This is a genomic window from Acinetobacter sp. ANC5681, from assembly GCF_023488045.1.
GTDB lineage: Bacteria > Pseudomonadota > Gammaproteobacteria > Pseudomonadales > Moraxellaceae > Acinetobacter.
In genome coordinates this window covers 1-18,156 of record NZ_JAMFKZ010000019.1, presented here as the reverse complement: position 1 = coordinate 18,156, position 18,156 = coordinate 1, and the positions used below count along the sequence as shown (strand labels likewise).

At 36.5% G+C, this 18,156-nt stretch carries 17 protein-coding genes and 1 tRNA gene; 12 read left to right on the top strand and 6 right to left on the bottom strand.

What is annotated here, in order from left to right:
• Positions 1–58: 58 nt before the first annotated feature.
• From tgt to queA, 4 genes are all read right to left on the bottom strand, one after another.
• Positions 59–1,189, bottom strand: a complete 1,131-nt coding sequence (gene tgt / locus M5121_RS11330; protein ID WP_005162280.1) for a tRNA guanosine(34) transglycosylase Tgt — start codon at positions 1,187–1,189, stop codon at positions 59–61.
• A 192-nt stretch (positions 1,190–1,381) separates the two neighbouring features.
• On the bottom strand, positions 1,382–1,951 hold the full coding sequence (locus M5121_RS11325) for a LemA family protein (RefSeq protein ID WP_087535648.1): 570 nt from the start codon (positions 1,949–1,951) through the stop codon (positions 1,382–1,384).
• Between the two features lie 31 nt (positions 1,952–1,982).
• The gene (locus M5121_RS11320; protein WP_249571238.1) at positions 1,983–3,011 is read right to left on the bottom strand and encodes a hypothetical protein; all 1,029 of its coding nucleotides are present in this window, start codon (positions 3,009–3,011) and stop codon (positions 1,983–1,985) included.
• 13 nt (positions 3,012–3,024) lie between these two features.
• The gene (gene queA / locus M5121_RS11315; RefSeq protein ID WP_050041401.1) at positions 3,025–4,062 is read right to left on the bottom strand and encodes a tRNA preQ1(34) S-adenosylmethionine ribosyltransferase-isomerase QueA; all 1,038 of its coding nucleotides are present in this window, start codon (positions 4,060–4,062) and stop codon (positions 3,025–3,027) included.
• A gap of 181 nt (positions 4,063–4,243) precedes the next feature.
• On the opposite strand from queA, the gene M5121_RS11310 reads away from it, so the two are divergent.
• The 8 genes from M5121_RS11310 (at position 4,244) to M5121_RS11275 (ending at position 13,733) form a co-directional block, all read left to right on the top strand.
• Positions 4,244–4,330 (top strand) — tRNA-Leu (locus tag M5121_RS11310).
• A gap of 511 nt (positions 4,331–4,841) precedes the next feature.
• A complete protein-coding gene (locus tag M5121_RS11305; RefSeq protein ID WP_249571237.1) occupies positions 4,842–6,113 on the top strand; it encodes a sensor histidine kinase in 1,272 nt (423 codons plus the stop codon).
• Positions 6,114–6,186: 73 nt separating this feature from the next.
• Positions 6,187–8,934 carry a bifunctional [glutamate--ammonia ligase]-adenylyl-L-tyrosine phosphorylase/[glutamate--ammonia-ligase] adenylyltransferase gene (gene glnE / locus M5121_RS11300; RefSeq protein ID WP_249571236.1) on the top strand — a complete coding sequence of 916 codons (2,748 nt, stop codon included), beginning with the start codon at positions 6,187–6,189 and terminating at the stop codon, positions 8,932–8,934.
• A 26-nt stretch (positions 8,935–8,960) separates the two neighbouring features.
• Positions 8,961–9,887, top strand: a complete 927-nt coding sequence (locus M5121_RS11295; protein ID WP_249571235.1) for a branched-chain amino acid transaminase — start codon at positions 8,961–8,963, stop codon at positions 9,885–9,887.
• Between the two features lie 144 nt (positions 9,888–10,031).
• Entirely contained in the window at positions 10,032–11,192 is a 1,161-nt protein-coding gene (locus tag M5121_RS11290) for a nucleotide sugar dehydrogenase (protein WP_249571234.1), read from the top strand.
• A gap of 173 nt (positions 11,193–11,365) precedes the next feature.
• The gene (locus tag M5121_RS11285) at positions 11,366–12,121 is read left to right on the top strand and encodes a glycosyltransferase (RefSeq protein WP_249571233.1); all 756 of its coding nucleotides are present in this window, start codon (positions 11,366–11,368) and stop codon (positions 12,119–12,121) included.
• Between the two features lie 40 nt (positions 12,122–12,161).
• Complete coding sequence (locus tag M5121_RS11280; protein WP_249571232.1) at positions 12,162–12,914, top strand: glycosyltransferase family 25 protein; 753 nt, start codon at positions 12,162–12,164, stop codon at positions 12,912–12,914.
• A gap of 15 nt (positions 12,915–12,929) precedes the next feature.
• A complete protein-coding gene (locus tag M5121_RS11275; protein WP_249571231.1) occupies positions 12,930–13,733 on the top strand; it encodes a glycosyltransferase family 25 protein in 804 nt (267 codons plus the stop codon).
• Here the strand turns inward: M5121_RS11275 and M5121_RS11270 are convergent.
• Entirely contained in the window at positions 13,730–14,419 is a 690-nt protein-coding gene (locus tag M5121_RS11270) for a glycosyltransferase (RefSeq protein WP_249571230.1), read from the bottom strand. The two genes, M5121_RS11275 and M5121_RS11270, sit on opposite strands and share 4 nt — an antisense overlap.
• Positions 14,420–14,556: 137 nt before the next feature.
• On the opposite strand from M5121_RS11270, the gene M5121_RS11265 reads away from it, so the two are divergent.
• From M5121_RS11265 to M5121_RS11250, 4 genes are read left to right on the top strand one after another with little or no spacing between them, the layout of a single operon-like run.
• A complete protein-coding gene (locus tag M5121_RS11265; RefSeq protein ID WP_249571229.1) occupies positions 14,557–15,330 on the top strand; it encodes a glycosyltransferase family 25 protein in 774 nt (257 codons plus the stop codon).
• A gap of 14 nt (positions 15,331–15,344) precedes the next feature.
• Complete coding sequence (locus M5121_RS11260) at positions 15,345–16,196, top strand: family 6 glucosyltransferase (RefSeq protein WP_249571228.1); 852 nt, start codon at positions 15,345–15,347, stop codon at positions 16,194–16,196.
• Entirely contained in the window at positions 16,126–17,157 is a 1,032-nt protein-coding gene (locus tag M5121_RS11255; protein WP_249571227.1) for a capsular polysaccharide synthesis protein, read from the top strand. The genes M5121_RS11260 and M5121_RS11255 overlap by 71 nt, the downstream gene beginning before the upstream one ends.
• Before the next feature lie 19 nt (positions 17,158–17,176).
• Positions 17,177–17,434 (top strand): hypothetical protein, encoded by a 258-nt coding sequence (locus tag M5121_RS11250; protein WP_249571226.1) that lies wholly within the window; start codon positions 17,177–17,179, stop codon positions 17,432–17,434.
• On the opposite strand, the gene M5121_RS11245 is transcribed toward M5121_RS11250, so the two are convergent.
• A partial coding sequence (locus M5121_RS11245; protein WP_050676750.1) for an IS30-like element ISAba125 family transposase occupies positions 17,425–18,156 on the bottom strand: 732 nt, incomplete at its 5' end. The two genes, M5121_RS11250 and M5121_RS11245, sit on opposite strands and share 10 nt — an antisense overlap.

The window sequence follows — 18,156 nt, the reverse complement described above, 5'->3', positions numbered from 1 at the left end:
GTTTTGCAATGTACCTTGTCTTGCGGTCAGGCGCAAATCTTGATGCAATTCATTCACATTAGTCTTCAGGACAAGCGGGAACTTCTAGACCACGACGTGCATAAAAGTCCTGAACATATTCGTCAAATGTGCCGTTATCCAATGCATCACGCATCCCTTGAGTCAGTCTTTGGTAATAACGCAAGTTATGAATGGTACCGAGCATAGATGCCAACATTTCTCCGCATTTCTCTAAATGATATAAATAGGCACGGGTGAAGTTTTTACAAGTGTAACAATCACAATGTGGATCTAAAGGTCCTTTATCATGACGATATTTACTATTACGAATTCTTACCAGACCATCAGTGACAAAATAATGACCATTACGTGCATTACGGGTTGGCATCACGCAGTCGAACATATCGACACCACGGCGAACTGCCTCAACGATGTCTTCTGGTTTACCCACACCCATGAGATAACGTGGTTTATCCTGTGGCATTTTGTTGGGTAAATAATCAAGCACCTTGATCATTTCTTCTTTGGGTTCACCAACTGATAAGCCACCAATTGCATAACCGTCAAAGCCAACTTCTAATAAACCTTTAAGTGATTCATCACGAAGGTCTTCATACATACCGCCTTGAATAATACCGAATAAGGCATTTTTATTCTTAAGCTCATCATGGTGGTGGGTTTTACAGCGTTTAGCCCAACGCAAAGACAGTTGCAGAGATTTTTGCGCTTCTTCATGTGTTGCAGGGTAAGGGGTACATTCATCAAAGATCATCACGATATCTGAATTGAGTACATGTTGGATCTCCATTGAAATTTCTGGAGACAAAAACACCTTTGAACCGTCAATAGGAGAACGGAAAGTTACACCTTCTTCTTTGATTTTGCGCATTGCGCCTAAGCTAAATACTTGGAAACCACCTGAGTCGGTCAAAATTGGTTTATCCCATTGGATAAACTCGTGTAAACCGCCATGCTCTTTAATCACTTCCAAGCCTGGACGTAAATATAAATGGAAGGTGTTACCTAAAATAATCTGTGCCTGAATTTCTTCAATGTCACGAGGTAACATACCTTTCACTGTACCGTAAGTACCCACGGGCATAAATACAGGTGTTTCAACCACACCATGCTCTAACGTAAGTCGACCACGACGGGCACGTCCCGACTGACCTAATTTTTCAAATTTCATGACACATCCTGAGCAAGATCGAAGCACTGCTTTGAGCGCAGCGCAAGGCGAAAAAACAGTTCGCTGATCAAAAGCGGCTATTTTCCTTGATTATGGCGTGTAGTTCTACTACTAAATGTAGCGTAAGTTAAAAAATAAAAAAGCCAATCAAGATAAAGCTTAGATTGACTTGTATTCAAGTAAAAATAAATTTTAAAAATTTGGTTTATAGTCAAAATTTTCAGTTGCAAGATTATCCTTAAACGGGCGAATGGCTTTCTTGGATAAGGTGAGGGTATTGATCAGGTTGTTGGGGAACACCTCGATCTGGTTATTAAACAATTCTACGTTACGGTTGAATATCGTGATTGCCGCACCTACATTCTCGTTTTGTTCCTGAATGTCATCCATCATCTTGCTATAAAGTGCATCAGCTTTCAGTTCAGGATAGTTTTCCACCACTACATTGAGACTACGAATCAGTTCCTTACTCATTTTCTCAATCTGTTGTAATTGAGAAATATCGGTATCATTGACATTCAGATTCAGAATTTGTTGGCGTAATTCAGTCACTTTTTCCAAAGTTGATTTTTCAAACTGAGTATATCGATCTAATGTTGCTTCCAATGCTTCTAAAGTCTTTACTTTTTGACGCTCAAAGTTGGCAACTTCTGACCATGCCCGTTTGGTGGCATTAAAATACCGTACGATGTTGTTGCGAATGGAAACGCCCCATACGATCAGCACCACAAAAATCCCCAAAAAAATCAGTAAACCAGTCATCGTCATTCCCCTTATTGTTATGGCTAAATGATTAGCTAATTAAATTCAGCATGAGCTGTTGAAACTTTTGATATTGCGGCATGGTCATGGTACGTAAATGTCCACGTAATGCTGAAATATCATGGATTTCACTACGTTTACTGGCGGTTTGGAAAAGGTTTTGTTCGCCGAGGTAACACAAAATTTGCTCTTCATGATGATAAATTAAATCACCAGTAAAATGTTGAAAAAAATTATGTAGCTTTAAGGTGAGGCTGGGACTAATTTCTTTTGCTAATTGATGTTGATCGACCCCAAAAATATTTAGCTCTTGGTTAATTAAAATATCGCTGCTTTGCCATGAACTTGTATATGGTTCAAAAAAACGAGAACGTTTATTGCTGACCGCTATTCCTGAAGCAGGCATTTGAAAAATAAAAGCGCCCCATAGATCTTTGTGAATTTCTTTGGCAATTTTCTGATTGCTATTTTCTTCCTGAAAAATGGGGAGTTCACTGACATAGTGATATTGAAACAATAAAACTTGATGTTCAGTCGTACCATCATGCCATGTAGTTGAAGCATATTGGGTGATTTCGTTAGATTCAGTGCCACGATTAAATAATGGGAAAAATTGTTTCAATCTACTGATCACCAATAATGGCTGTGCTTGAATCGGTAAATAAGCGGGTAGCTGTTGAAATTGCAGACCATAACGTAAGACGGTCATGCGTTGTTCGAGATATGTAATGACCTGTGTGAGTGGCTCTTTCGGCTCATACAGCAAATACGCTAAAAAGCCAGTCAAAAAAGCAGCGAGAAGGCTAAAGATATACTGAATATGTGGATGAAAAAAATAGCCAAATACTAATGTGCAAACGCTCACAATGCCTAAAATAAAAGGCAATACATTAAAAAAGCATAAGCTATGATCATCACGCCACGGATGTAAAGCATCCAGCAAATCTTGATCACTATGTGATTTTTGTCCTATATCCCAAAGCCGAGCAATATTGCGGAAAACCTGCGCATTTTTTTTTCGTCTTATATGTAAGGCTTGTTCTACAGTATCGATCGGCATCGTTCTATTTAAATCAGGTGTTTAATTGATCCACTAGCATAGCATCACCATAGCTAAAGAAACGATAGCGTTGTTCAACAGCATGTTGGTAAGCCGCTAAAATGTGGTCTCGATTTGATAATGCAGAAACTAGCATCAGCAAAGTTGATTCTGGTAAATGGAAATTAGTAATCAAACGATCTACGATACAGAATTGATAACCTGGATAAATAAAGATTTGCGTATCACCTGTCCAAGCCGCAATTTTACCTTGATTAGCTTGCGCAGCACTCTCTAAGGCACGAGTCGCAGTCGTTCCAACAGCAATGACTTTATTACCACGAGCTTTAGTTTCTAAAATGAGATCAATTGTGGCTTGCGGCACATCACACCACTCACTGTGCATAATATGATTGGTGATATCGGTGGTACGTACAGGCATAAACGTGCCTGCACCTACGTGTAAGGTCACAAAAGTCTTTTGCACGCCTTTAGCGGCTAATTTTTCTAATAAGCCTTGGTCGAAATGTAGGCTTGCTGTCGGTGCTGCAACACTGGCAATTTTTTCAGGATCGTGGAACACGGTTTGATAGCGTTCGGTATCAATTTCTTCCGCTTCACGATTGAAATAAGGTGGAATCGGGAGCTGACCGTATTGATCCAGCACCGACAAAATCGGTTGTGAAAACTTCACCACAAACAGATTTTCATGGCGGCCTTGTACGGTGACAGGTACGGCATCTTCACCGATATACAGTTCTGCGCCTGCTTTAGGCGAATTGCTTGATTTGATATGGCAATGTGCAGTGTGGGTGTCTAACATGCGCTCAACCAGAACTTCGATTGCACCACCTGTAGCACGTTTGCCTTTTAAGCGTGCTTTCATGACTTTAGTATCATTCAGTACCAGCAAATCACCTTCTTCAAGTAAATCAAGAATATCGGTGAAAACATGATCGTGATACTGACCTTGAGCATCGATATGGAGTAGGCGAGATGCGCTACGGCTATCTAGTGGGTAGCGAGCAATAAGTTCATCAGGAAGATCAAACGAAAAGTCGGAGAGTTGCATACATCTAAAACATTGCAAAAAATTGGGTGTAGTATAGTCTTTTTTGTGTTTTCTCGCTGAGTTCACGTGTTTATAAGCAGAAAAATATCTGAGTGATTTAAAAGTGAGCAATAAGCGGTAGTTAGTGTTTGACAATAAAATCAAACAGGTTATGATACGCAACACAAAGCATCGCACTCTTCCCGAGGTGGTGAAATTGGTAGACGCGGCGGACTCAAAATCCGCTGTCAGAGATGACGTGTCGGTTCGAGTCCGACCCTCGGGACCAAGATTCAAAGACCCCAAGCTGGTATTAAAGGCTTGGGGTTTTTTAATGCTTATAATTTTTAATTAAAAATTATGTTCCAAGAACAAAGGTGAACAAAGAATTGAATCTTAGACTTCATATTGAAAGCATTTATAATTTTGAATTATTTAAATATTTTACATCATAATTGTTTCTAAAGCGTTTAATGTTGATTCTTGGCTCCTTTTAATATGAAATGTAGCCACACTTATTATGGGAATCTTGGTTGCTTTTATTTCAGGAATATTATTTCTGAGTGTGGATGCATTGATTGAGATATATGATGATTTGAGAGTTCAACAAATTTCCAAAAATTAGATTCCCTACGGAATTAATTTAAGTTTAAATTTCATGAAAGTTCACGTTTTGTTGCGAATTGGTTTAAGAATGAATTGCCTTTTATGTTAAATTTTGTTAATAGTGGGTGATGGTTTTGACATTTTTCTTAGTGATTTGTAAATAACCGTATAACGATAATACACGAGAGGCGGGCATGGCTATTCAACTATTAGAATTACAGCAAGCCGATAAGTTAAGTGCTTGTAAAATTTCGCTTTCTTTGGGTTTGAATTCTGAGCAAAATTTACTTGAACAATTTTTACAGTTCGACCGTAAATTGATGCAAGCCGATACTGCTTTGCTCGCATTCCATCAAGAACCCTACCTTTGGCATTGTTGCGCAGAAAAGTTACACGTAGTTGATATTTCAAAAATTAGTAAAAGTCTAAATACACTATTTGTAAATGGTGATTTGATCGATCAACAACACCCTCAATATCAGAGCTTATTGGCCTTTCTAGCGCCATTTAAACGTAAAATACAAACTGCAATTGCAATACACTTAAGGCATCCAGATCAAACTTCATTAGGATATCTGGTTTTATTTGATGATGTTGCACAAGATTTCAGCGAACTACAAAAACAATTACTTCAAGAGCACTGTATGAGTTTTATGCAGAAACTGGAGTTAAAGGTCAATCATGACCAACTGAAAGAATTATACGAGCAAGAAGCCGCATTAAACTTTAGTAAAACTAAATTCTTTTCGATTATATCTCATGATCTACGAGCACCCTTTCATGGTCTATTAGGTTTCTCTGAAATATTGGCAAAAGAGCGTGACACTTTAGATGAATCTAGCATTCAGAATATCGCGGACTATCTTTACGATACTTCTCAGTCGACCTATAACTTGTTGGAAAGTTTATTAAATTGGTCGATGGCTGAAGGCGGGCGCTTTGTTTACCACCCGATTAATTTTAAGCTACGACAGATTACCAATATTGTTACGGATGTCTTAAAAACACTGGCGATCAAGAAAAATATCCAGTTGATTAATGAGGTGGATGAAAATCTTAAAGTTTATGCTGATATGAATATGATCACTTCCGTGATTCAGAATTTAGTATCCAATGCGCTGAAATTTACTGATATTGATGGTTCTGGCAAAGTCTTCATTCAAGCTCAAACTCAAGGTAACTTTGTTGAAATTTATATTAAAGATACTGGCTTAGGGATGACCCTTGAGCAGATTAAAACGCTATTTCAGCCGAGAATCACGGTCAGTTTTAAAGGTACTGCGGGTGAAAAAGGGGCGGGTCTAGGGTTAACATTGTGCAAACGGTTCGTTGATCTAAATCATGGTGAAATTAGTGTTAGCTCGAATGAGGGTGAGGGCACAATCTTTAAAGTTGTATTGCCTGCTGCAAACGAACAAATAGATTTATCTGTAGAACAGTATAAATCTAAAGCGAAATTAGCCTAAAGAGATTTTAAAGATAAGCGTGTAACTGATATAACTAATCCTAGATGATACGAGATTAGCCGAGCCTTTTTATATGAATGCGGAACAGCTACAGAAAACTTTAGTTGCCAGTCAATATGCTGAACAAGTTTTAAATTTATATCAAACACAATTAGAACAAGATTATTGCAAAGATCAATTTCTCCAATCACTTTCTACTGAAAGTATTCATGAAAAAGTTCAACAAGCTGTTGCCGATGTAACAGATGAGTACGCTTGGATGAAAGCATTACGAGTCTTGCGTGCAAAGTTGATGTTTCGCTGGATTTGGCAAGATGCTAATCAACTTACTAATGTGGTGACGCTCACACGTGAACTTTCTGATTTTGCCGATGCCTGTATTTGTGCTGCAAAAGCTTTTGCATTGCCACCGCTCTTAGCCAAACATGGCGAACCGATTGGTTATTCAGGTCATTTACAAGATTTGATCGTGATTGGAATGGGGAAACTTGGTGCACAAGAACTTAACCTTTCTAGCGATATTGATCTCATTTTTGCCTTCGATGAACAAGGCGAAACCAATGGACGTAAATGTATTGATGTACAGCAGTTCTGCATTCTATGGGGGCAGAAGCTGATTTATCTGCTTGATCATATTACTGCAGATGGTTTTGTATTCCGTGTCGATATGCGCTTACGTCCGTGGGGCGATGGTTCAGCCTTGGCGATTAGCCACAGCGGGTTAGAAAAATATTTAAGTCAGCATGGGCGTGAATGGGAACGCTATGCTTGGATCAAGGCACGGGTGATTACAGGGGGCAAAGCAGGCGCTGAACTGATGGAAATGGCGCGTCCATTTGTGTTTCGCCGTTATGTCGATTATTCTGCTTTCGCTGCGATGCGTGAAATGAAAGCGATGATTGAACGTGAGGTGATGCGCCGTAATATTGAGGATGACATTAAGCTTGGTGCTGGCGGCATTCGTGAAATTGAATTTATCGTTCAAGTGTTTCAACTCATTTATGGTGGCTCGAAACGTGAGTTGCAGCACCGTCAATGTCTGGTCAATCTGCACTATCTCGGTGAGGCTGAATTACTGGATCAGCAAGCAGTGATTGACCTTGAGGATGCCTACCTGTTTTTAAGGCGGGTTGAACATGCCATTCAGGCACTGAATGACCAGCAAACCCAGTCCCTGCCCAATGAACCTGAGTTAAGGCAGCGCATGATTGAGACTTTGGGCTTTGCAGATTGGCAAGCCTTTGTTGATGTGTTGAACCAGAAGCGTGACAAGGTGAAAGTTCAGTTCAAGCAACTGATTCAGGAACAGGAGTTTTCTGCACCGATTGATGATTTTTCACAGTTGGAACAGCGCCTCAGTACTGTACTGGATGATGATGCCACAAACCTGATTCAGAACTTCTGGCATGGGCAAGCACTACGCAAAATCCCAGCCAGCGCTTTGGAGCGATTAAAGAAATTTTGGCCACATTTGATCGAGGCAATCTTACAGTCACCGCAACCACAAGTCGCTTTGTTACGTTTGATGCCCTTGGTGGAGTCAGTGCTGCGCCGTACCGTGTATTTGGTGATGTTGATGGAAAGTCGTGGTGCTTTACAACGATTAGTTAAGATGGCGACGGTTAGTCCATGGATTTGTGAAGAGTTAGCACAATATCCAGTCCTGTTAGATGAATTCCTTTCTATGGATTTTGGCTTGCCACAACGCAAAGACTTAGAAGATTCACTACGTCAACAATTATTACGTATCGAAATTGATCAAGTTGAAGATCAAATGCGCGTTTTACGTCTATTTAAGAAGAGCAATGTATTAACTGTTGCTGCAAGCGATGTTTTAGCTGAAAGTCCATTAATGAAAGTGTCAGATGCATTGACGGATATTGCTGAAGTTAGCGTCCAAGCGACGCTTAATTTAGCTTATGAAGCGGTTGCTGAGCGACATGGTTATCCTTTAGGCAATAATGGTCAGCGTTGTAGTTTGGATAATAAAGGTTTTGCTGTGATTGGATACGGCAAGCTTGGTGGAATTGAATTGGGTTATGGTTCAGACTTAGATCTGGTTTTTATCCATGCCTTCGAAGAACATAGTGAAACTGATGGTCGTAAAGGCATTAGCGGGGCTGAGTTTGCAATTCGTGTGGCACAAAAGTTTATGTCTTTAATGACGACACAAACCTTAGATGGGCGTGTTTATGAAATTGATACCCGTTTACGTCCATCGGGTGAGGCGGGGATGTTAGTCACTAGCTTAAAAGCGTATGAGCAATATCAACAAAAAAGTGCGTGGCTTTGGGAACATCAAGCTTTAGTGCGCGCCCGTTCGATTGCGGGTGATTTCAATTTGTGTCAGCTATTTGAGCAAATTCGTTGTCAGATTTTGACTCAAAAACGAGATGAAAATGTTGTGCGTGAAGAAGTATTGAAAATGCGTCAAAAAATGAAAGACCATTTGGGATCGTCTTCTGAACAAAAAAAACATGGCATTTTTCATTTAAAACAGGATGCAGGTGGTATCGTTGACATCGAATTTATGGCACAGTATGCAGTGCTTGCATGGGGCGGGACGAATCCAGATCTTGCCCATTATTCTGATAACGTAAGAATTCTTGAAGATGCTGCTCGAGCAGGCTGCTTATCCAGTGAAGATGCCACAGCACTCATCCATGCTTATCTCCGTGAACGAGCTGAGAGCCACCGTTTAGCGCTTGCAAATCAATCTATGCAAGTCAATGCTGCGGATTGGCACGATACCCGAGAGATCGTTTGCAAGTTATGGCAAAGGTTAATTGATCCAACTGCAATAGCATTGGAAAGTGAATGATTGTGTAAAAATTTGGAGTATGTGCCATGAATTTGGCTGATCGTGATGGTTTTATTTGGCAAGATGGAAAATTAGTTGATTGGCGTGATGCAAAAATTCACGTCTTAACACACACATTACATTACAGTATGGGTGTTTTTGAAGGCGTCCGTGCTTATGAAACCCCAAATGGTACAGCAATCTTCCGTTTGCAAGACCACACTAAGCGCTTATTGAATTCAGCAAAAATTTATCAAATGAATGTGCCATTTGATCAAGCGACTTTAGAGCAGGCACAGATTGATGTCGTGCGTGAAAATAAATTGGTTTCAGCTTATTTGCGTCCTCTCATTTGGATTGGCTCTGAGAAACTAGGAATTGCTGCAACAGACAATACCATCCATGCTGCTGTAGCAGCTTGGTCATGGGGTGCATACCTTGGTGAAGAAGCGATGGCACATGGTATTCGTGTCAAAACGTCATCATTTACGCACCACCATCCAAACGTGACGATGTGTAAAGCAAAAGCATGTGGTAACTATACCGTATCGATTTTGGCACACCAAGAAGTTGCACGTTCAGGTTATGACGAAGCAATGTTACTTGATCCTCAAGGCTTTGTTTGTCAAGGTGCAGGCGAAAACGTATTCTTGATCAAAGATGGTGTTTTGCATACACCTGACTTGGCAGGCGGTGCGTTAGAAGGGATTACCCGTCAAACCGTAATTACCATTGCCAAAGACCTTGGTTATGAAGTGGTTGAGCGTCGTATCACACGTGATGAGTTTTACATCGCTGATGAAGCATTCTTTACCGGTACTGCTGCAGAAGTAACGCCAATTCGTGAATATGATGACCGTGAAATCGGTTGTGGTTCACGTGGTCCGATTACGACTGTTATTCAAAAAACCTTCTTTGATGCAGTACAAGGTCGTAACGATAAATATGCACATTGGTTGACTTATGTAAAATAAGATCAAACCAGATCAATTAAGCGAAGCTCAGGCTTCGCTTTTTTATTTCTGAGCTGTCAATAGATTGCAACCAAATCATCATCAATCTTTCATTGAACTTGATTACGGTGAACTTTAAGTGTAATTAAAAACAATAGAGAAGCAATGAAAATTACTGTCGTAGGTGCAGGTTATGTCGGCTTATCCAATGCTTTGTTATTTTCAAAACAACATGATGTGATGATATTAGATATTGATAAAACACGCATAAAGAACATCAATCAGCGCGTATCCCCGATCAGTGATACCTGTATTCAAAACTATTTATCTGAGTCTAATATTGAAGCGACTTGTGACCAAGAACTGGCTTATCAACAGGCTAAATTGATTATTATCGCAACACCCACCAACTACAATCCTGAAACAAATTATTTTGATACCTCGAGCATTGAAACTGTTATTCATAGTATTCAAAAAATAAATCCTAAAGCGTTGATGTTGATCAAATCTACAGTTCCAGTTGGCTATACCAAGGAACTTTCTAAAAAACTTGCGTTAAATAATCTTATTTTTTCTCCTGAATTTCTAAGAGAGGGGCAAGCTTTACAAGATAATTTATACCCGTCACGGATTATTGTGGGGGAAAAGTCAAAGCGAGCTGAGAAAATTGCCAAGCTTTATTTGAAAGCAACCATAAAAAAAGATGCGGTATTGTTATGTGTTGACTCAACGGAAGCAGAAGCAATTAAGCTGTTTTCAAATACTTATTTAGCGATGCGAGTTGCTTTTTTTAATGAGTTGGATACCTATTGTTTAAAAAACAAACTGAGTGCTTTAGATATAATTAAAGGGGTGGGATTAGATCAACGCATCGGTGATCACTATAACAATCCATCCTTTGGTTATGGAGGGTATTGTTTGCCTAAAGATACCAAACAGCTTTTAGCTAATTATGATGATACTCCTCAAGAACTGATTTCAGCGATCATTCGCTCTAACCAGACTCGTAAGCAAGCGATTATTGAAGATATACTGAGTCGAAATGTCACTTGTGTTGGTATTTATCGATTAACCATGAAAGCCGACTCAGATAATTTTAGAGAGTCAGCTGTACATGATGTGCTGAGTGGTTTGGCGGATGCAGGAATCCAAATCGTGATCTATGAACCCACATTGGGTGTGAAAGCGTACCTTGGTCATCCTTTAATGTCGAGTCTACAAAAATTTAAAGCAATCTCTGATTTGATTATTGTCAATCGTATGGTGCCGATGTTTAGTGACGTGATGGAAAAAATATATACACGAGATTTATTTGGGATAAATTAGCGCTTAAATGATTAAACAAAACTATAAACAATCCTCCTAGTTTGATGAATTAATAATAATTTTTTTGATAACGCCTATGCTAAGATAGCCTAATATTCAGTGCATATTGTTTTAAAACGCTTGGTACGAAAATCGCAACGCGAAAATAATATCTAAGGCATTAAGGTTATCAGATGGCAGACATTCAACAAGATTCAGCAACTCATGAAGACAATATTATTTTGTGCATGAAATGGGGAACGAAGTACGGTCCAGAATATGTTAATCGTCTGTATAACATGGTCAAACGTCATCTGACTTTACCCTTTAAAATGGTTTGTTTGACGGATCGTACAGAAGGTATTGATCCGAATGTACAATGCTTTCCAATCCCTCCATTAGATCTACCAGAAGGTAGTCCTGAACGTGGTTGGAACAAACTTTCTACTTTCGAGCCAGATTTATATGGTCTAAAAGGCAATGCTTTATTCTTAGATCTTGATGTTGTGATTGTGGATAATATTGACTGCTTTTTTCAGGAGAAAGGTGAGTTTTTAATTATCCACGATTGGAAAAGACCTTGGCGTATCACGGGCAACAGTTCTGTTTATCGGTTTAAATTAGGCGGATTTCCTGAAATCTTGCCTTATTTCCGTGAAAACTTTGATGAAATCCGTCAAAAATTTCGTAATGAGCAAGCTTATTTATCATGGTTCGTTGATGCACATGGAACTTTGAGTTATTGGAACGAAGATTGGTGTAAAAGTTATAAATATCATTGTCTACAAAAGATTCCATTAGCATATGTGAAGCCTCCTGTAAAACCGAAAGGTGCAAAAATTATTATTTTCCATGGCGAAATTAATCCACCCGATGCAGTAAATGGTGGTGGTGGTAAATGGTATCGTTATGTATTGCCTTCTGATTGGATTAAAGATGCTTGGCAGTAATTAGATAATCTGTACATTTATTAATATATTAGGTCAAATCGTGAAAATTTCTTTTTATTTAATTAATTTGGATTCAAGTGTAGAACGTTTAAATAAAGCAGATACAGAATTGAGTAAACAAAAAATTAACTATACTCGTATTTCCGCTATTGATGGACGTAAACTCGAACTTTCCTCATATTCAAATTATGATAGTAAAAGATCTCATATTTTTACTGGAAGAGATTTAATAGGTGCTGAAATAGGTTGCTATTTAAGTCATAAAAAAGCAGTTGAAACTTTTTTATTGTCTGGTTCAGATTATGGTGTCATTTTAGAAGATGATTTAAGATTAAATGAGGATTTTAATCAAAAAGTTATAGAAATTATAAAATGGCTGGAAAATAATAAATATACAGATTGGAATGTTATTAACCTAGGTGCAAAAAAGAAAAAACTAACATCTAAAATTGCTGAATTCGGTAACTATGAGCTATTAAATGCTTATTATTTTCCAATATTAGCTATAGGATTAATTTGGTCAAGAAAAGGTGCACAGGATTTTTTAGAAAAGATTAATGATCAGCCTATTTTTATGCCCATTGATGTAGAGTTACAAGCATGGCTAAGTAAAAATGGTAAAGGCTTATCAGTTTACCCTGCATTAGTACTCCAAAATGGTTCGGAGAGTGATATTGATGCTGGAACCTTAATAAATCAGCAAAAGAGTTTACGTGCAGATCGTTTTTTTCCTCGCCAGAAACGGATGTGGATGAATAAATGGAATGCATGTAAAAAACTTTTAGATAAATGAATTAGGGTATTAAAAATGAAAGTTTTAATGATCAATTTAGATAGTTCCAAAGATCGTTTACAGCAGCAAAATGAACAATTTGATAAATTAAAAGTTGTATTTGAGCGTTTACCTGCAGTTTCAATTGCTGATTTTAGCAAAGGTGATTATCAAAAATTAGCCTTCAATGGTCAAAGACCAATGAAACAATCTGAGTTAGCTTGTTTTTTGAGTCACAAAAAAGCATGGGAGTACGTTGTTACATTAAATGAACCTTGTGTTGTTTTAGAGGATGATGCTGTTTTAGTACGAGAATTTAAACAAATTATTAAGGCGGTAACTAATTTAGAAAATATCGATTTTATAAATTTAGAGGTGCATGGACGTAGAAAGTTAATTGCAAAATCTGCTACATTTGATTTAACTGATAATCATTTTCGATTATTTAGTTTATATCAAGATAGAAGTGGAACAGGGGGATATATTCTGTACCCAAGTGGTGCAAAAAAACTTCTAGATTTCATGGAAAAGAGAGCAATTGGTTTAGCTGATGAGTTTATTTATAGTTGTAGATCATTAGAAGCTTATCAAATTGAGCCAGCAGTTTTACTTCAGAGCGATAAATGTGAAATGTATGGCGTCAAGCCGATGGACGATATGCATTCAATTATCGGTCAAGTTAAAAATACAGTTTCTTTTGAATTATCTATAATAGAAAAAATTCAATTTAAATATAGAAGAATAATAGCTCAAATTATTTTGGGCTATTATTACCTTTTATTTATGTGTAAAGGTGCTGTTAAAAGAGAAATTAAGGTTCAACCTAATCGATTTGATTAACCAAAAATTTTTGCTTTAGTTTTTTGCCACCAGGTTATTTTAGGTGGATTAGCTAAGCTATTTTCCCAGCCAATATGGTGACACACACCACTTTTTAAGAAAAGATTATATTGGTTTCTTTTTCGGAACCAACGTGAAATATGTCGTTCTTTTTTAAAGTTCTGAAATCCTTGTGTTGCTTTCCACATAGTAATCGGTGAAATATGGGGGTTAAAAGTGAAACCGTGCCATTGATCATGGAGTTTGGTAAGTTTTGCAGTAGTTATATTACTATTTTGAATAAATTGGATCTTATTAAATTCTTCTTCTGTAAAAGAAAAGTCAGATAACTTTCTTAATACAATAGAGGTTGCTGAAGAGTCATCTTTTAAAATATTTATATATTCTTCAATTTCAATAGGTTGATCAAACAGCCAATCATCTTCACAATGAAAAATGTAGTTCGTCTTAACTTGAGCATACATTAAATCCACGGCTTTGTGATGTCCAACTTGTTCTGAAAGGTTAATCAGTATTCCTGTAGGACATAGTTCTCGAAAAACTTGATTGGTTTCCTCATCACGAAAATCATTGATTGCAATAATATGTTCAAAACTAATCTGGTTGAATAGGCTTTCTAGAGTTTGACGTAATAGTTCTGGGCGTCGGCCAATAGTAAGGCAAAGTGTAATATCTTGTGCTTTCAATGATCATTCTCCAGAACAGTTCATAGCCAATATGATTGTAGATATTTGTGATTGTAGGACGAATTCATTGTATACTCAAATAATATTGAATACACTGCATCTACAATAATGCTGGAGATTTGTTAGGTTATTTTACGATGAAAAATTATGTCATAAGTTTAAAAACAGCCTCAGATCGAAGACAGCATATTGAAAATCAATTTAGTCATCATCAAGTTGAATATCAATTTTTTAACGCATTAACGCCAGATTTAGCGGCAACCATGGCTGATAAATTAAAATTAAATGTAAATGAAAAATTTTTAGCGAAAACTGAATTAGCATGTTTTATGAGCCACGTTGCGCTTTGGCAAAAAATGCTCGATGAAAATATTAGTTATATGGCAATTTTTGAAGATGATATCTATTTAGGTGATGATGCAAATTTTTATTTGAATAGTCATGACTGGATTGATCCAGATTGGAATGTAATAAAGATTGAAGCATTTAATGAGCGTGTTTTGATTGGGAAACCATATGTCCAGTTGGAAAAAGGGAATCGGTCTATATCTAAATTAAAAAGCTGTAATTTAGGTACGGCTGGTTATATACTTTCTATAAAAGGTGCAAAAGAATATTTAGAATACATTCAATCTATTGAATTAATACCTTTAGATCAATTGATGTTTAATCAGTATGTTTTAAATAAAAAAAATAATATTTATCAAATGAATCCAGCGCTATGTATTCAGGAAATGATTTTATACCCTGAAAAGAGTAAAACATCTTTGGTTAGTGATCTATATAATGAGCGTCAACAAAGAATGAAAAATAATAAAAAGAAAGGCTGGTCTAAAATAAAATTAGAAATTTATCGGATATATATGCAATTATTTAGCATTATTGCTTATAAAACTATTAAGTTTAAATAATGAGAAATATAATTATGAGTGATATTAATCAAAAAACTGTAGCCGTCTTATACATCGCAACTGGACGCTACACTGTTTTTTGGAAATATTTCTATGAATCTGCTGAGAAACATTTATTAAATAACTGTTTAAAGCATTATTTTGTTTTTACAGATAATTCAGAGGATATTGCTGGGAAAAGTAGGGGTAATGTTACTTGTATACAGCAAAATAAATTAGGATGGCCTTTTGATACATTAATGCGCTTTGATATTTTTTTATCGATTAAGGATCAGCTAGAAGCATTTGATTATATATTTTTCTTTAATGGAAATTCTGAAATAGTATCTGAAATCACTTCAGATGATCTACTACCATTAAGAGAAGATCAAAAGTTAGTATTTGCTCATCAGCCACATATGTTTCATTTATCCAAACGTAAATTTACATATGATAGAAATCCTGAATCTTCAGCCTATATTCCAAATGGTCAAGGTCAATATTATTTTATGGGTGGGATTAATGGGGGAGACACATCAGCATACTTGGAAATGTGTGAAAAATTAAATCAGAATATAAAATCTGATTTAGAGAAAGACGTTATTGCGATATGGCATGATGAAAGCCATTTAAATAAATATGCATTAAACCGTGATGATGTAAAAATTTTACCACCTCTTTTTAGTCGTGGTGAGTATGAATACTGGAAAAAAACATCAAAAGTAGTATTCCTAGACAAATCACATTATCGATTTGGTGGACATGCATATTTACGTGGTGAGAGTGAGCATAAAATTAGTCAGGTAGAATGGGAAAATGCAAATACAAAACAATCAAAATTCTACAAAGTTAGATTCAAACAATTTATCAAATCTCTTCTCTTATGAAACTGATTTTGTTCGTTTAATTTATAAGCTGCATAAAAAGCCTTGGCGAATTTTGTACTTTGGATTCATCCCCAAAAAATTAAGAAAGAAATATAATCTGATAGCAGACCGATCTAAACAAGCATCAGTGGCTGATGCTTGGGAGAAAATGATTTATCTATATCAAGATAATAAAATTGAACATTTTCAACTGAAACCAAAGAAGACATTTTTAGATCAAAAAATAATTTGGCAGTACTGGGCGCAAGGCGTTAATCATGGTCAGTTACCTGAAATTGTTAATTTATGCTTTACATCAGTAGATAAATACTGTGCTGATTATAAAATTATCCGATTGGATGATAGTAATATAAATGATTATTTGGATTTGCCTGACTTTGTATATTTAAAGAAACAGAACCCTGAATTTAAACATGCTTTTTTTGCGGATTTAATTCGATTAGCATTACTTGATGTTTATGGGGGTACTTGGTTAGATGCAACTATTATGTTAACGTCTCCAATTAAAGAAAATATTGCTAATTCTGATTTTTTTATGTTTCAAAGATCATCAGAAGCTAAAAACAAACGTTATTGGTCTGAGTATAATTCTGATTACTTTGGTTGGGATAGTAATCACCGTATTAATGTTCTAAATAGTTTTATTGTTGGTAAAAAAGGAAATATTGTTATACACACATGTTTAGATCTATTGTTGAATTTTTGGAAAACGCAAAATAATATTCCTCATTACTTTTTCTTCCAAATTTTATTTGATGTTTTAATCAATAAATATTTTTCAGATCAACAATCTATTATTGTAGATGATACTTTACCCCATTTATTACAATCTAAAGCCAATAATTTTTATGATCAGACTGAATTTAATAAAATTCTTAGCCTAATTAATATTCATAAAATGACATATATTGCTAATTCGCCCCAGAACTCTTTTTATAATTATTTAAAAGATAATATTTAGTTTGAACTAAGGTGATCTCATGAAGTTTATGTATCGCTATACTAGAGTAAGAGTATGGCTCTATAGAAAATTCTTTTCTAATATTCGTAAATTGAAATTTACGGGTAAAATATTACAAGCTACACAATTTATTGGAACTGGAGAGATTTTTGCTCAGAATGTAGAGTTAGGTGTTTTTCCATCTCCATATTTTACTAATGGAGTTGGGTATATAGAAGCTAGAAATACTACTGCTAAAATTGAAATTTTAGATAACACCTGGCGAATTCAAACATGAGGTGCGACAGTTTGAAAAGTCTTATGATAATCAACAAGCTGAGCAAATTTCTCTAATGGTGTAAGCCAATCTAACGCTTTTCTAGGACGAGTATTCAGTGACATGGCAACTTGATTTAAATAATGCTGATCTGCCTGATTTAAATCAATCCCTTTAGGTAAATATTGCCTAATTAAACCATTCATATTTTCGCATGTGCCTTTTTGCCAGGGTGAATGTGGGTCACAGAAATATACATCTATGCCTAAATCTTCTTCAAGTATTTTATGTTCTGCCATCTCGCGTCCACGGTCATAGGTCAACGTTTTACGCAGTTCTGCAGGTAAATATTTCAGAGCTTCAGTTAAAGCCTTGCGCACTGATTCTGCCTTTGCATCAGGTAATGTTGCCAAGATACAGAGCCGTGTATTTCGTTCAATAAGTGTTGCTATCGAACTTTTATTGTCTTTACCTTTAATTAAATCAGCTTCCCAATGACCCGGTATTTTTCTTTCTTGAACTTCGGCTGGGCGCTCATGAATAGTTTTAATATCCTGTAATATAGAATCTTTTTTAGGTTCACCGTTAGCTTTTCGCTTTTTATTTTCATGACGCAGACAGGATAATAAGTCTTTTTTCAACTCACCCTTTGGTAATGCGCGTATCGTTGAATAAATCGTTGTATGGCTTACATTCATTGTTTGATCCAAATCAGGAAATGTCTTTAAACGCTTTGCTATTTG

Excerpts from the sequence above, each read along its gene's own strand:
- tgt (WP_005162280.1), bottom strand. The coding sequence starts at position 1,189 with ATGAAATTTGAAAAATTAGGTCAGTCGGGACGTGCCCGTCGTGGTCGA.
- M5121_RS11325 (WP_087535648.1), bottom strand. The coding sequence starts at position 1,951 with ATGACTGGTTTACTGATTTTTTTGGGGATTTTTGTGGTGCTGATCGTA.
- M5121_RS11320 (WP_249571238.1), bottom strand. The coding sequence starts at position 3,011 with ATGCCGATCGATACTGTAGAACAAGCCTTACATATAAGACGAAAAAAA.
- queA (WP_050041401.1), bottom strand. The coding sequence starts at position 4,062 with ATGCAACTCTCCGACTTTTCGTTTGATCTTCCTGATGAACTTATTGCT.
- M5121_RS11305 (WP_249571237.1), top strand. The coding sequence starts at position 4,842 with ATGGCTATTCAACTATTAGAATTACAGCAAGCCGATAAGTTAAGTGCT.
- glnE (WP_249571236.1), top strand. The coding sequence starts at position 6,187 with ATGAATGCGGAACAGCTACAGAAAACTTTAGTTGCCAGTCAATATGCT.
- M5121_RS11295 (WP_249571235.1), top strand. The coding sequence starts at position 8,961 with ATGAATTTGGCTGATCGTGATGGTTTTATTTGGCAAGATGGAAAATTA.
- M5121_RS11290 (WP_249571234.1), top strand. The coding sequence starts at position 10,032 with ATGAAAATTACTGTCGTAGGTGCAGGTTATGTCGGCTTATCCAATGCT.
- M5121_RS11285 (WP_249571233.1), top strand. The coding sequence starts at position 11,366 with ATGGCAGACATTCAACAAGATTCAGCAACTCATGAAGACAATATTATT.
- M5121_RS11275 (WP_249571231.1), top strand. The coding sequence starts at position 12,930 with ATGAAAGTTTTAATGATCAATTTAGATAGTTCCAAAGATCGTTTACAG.
- M5121_RS11265 (WP_249571229.1), top strand. The coding sequence starts at position 14,557 with ATGAAAAATTATGTCATAAGTTTAAAAACAGCCTCAGATCGAAGACAG.
- M5121_RS11260 (WP_249571228.1), top strand. The coding sequence starts at position 15,345 with ATGAGTGATATTAATCAAAAAACTGTAGCCGTCTTATACATCGCAACT.
- M5121_RS11255 (WP_249571227.1), top strand. The coding sequence starts at position 16,126 with ATGCAAATACAAAACAATCAAAATTCTACAAAGTTAGATTCAAACAAT.
- M5121_RS11250 (WP_249571226.1), top strand. The coding sequence starts at position 17,177 with ATGAAGTTTATGTATCGCTATACTAGAGTAAGAGTATGGCTCTATAGA.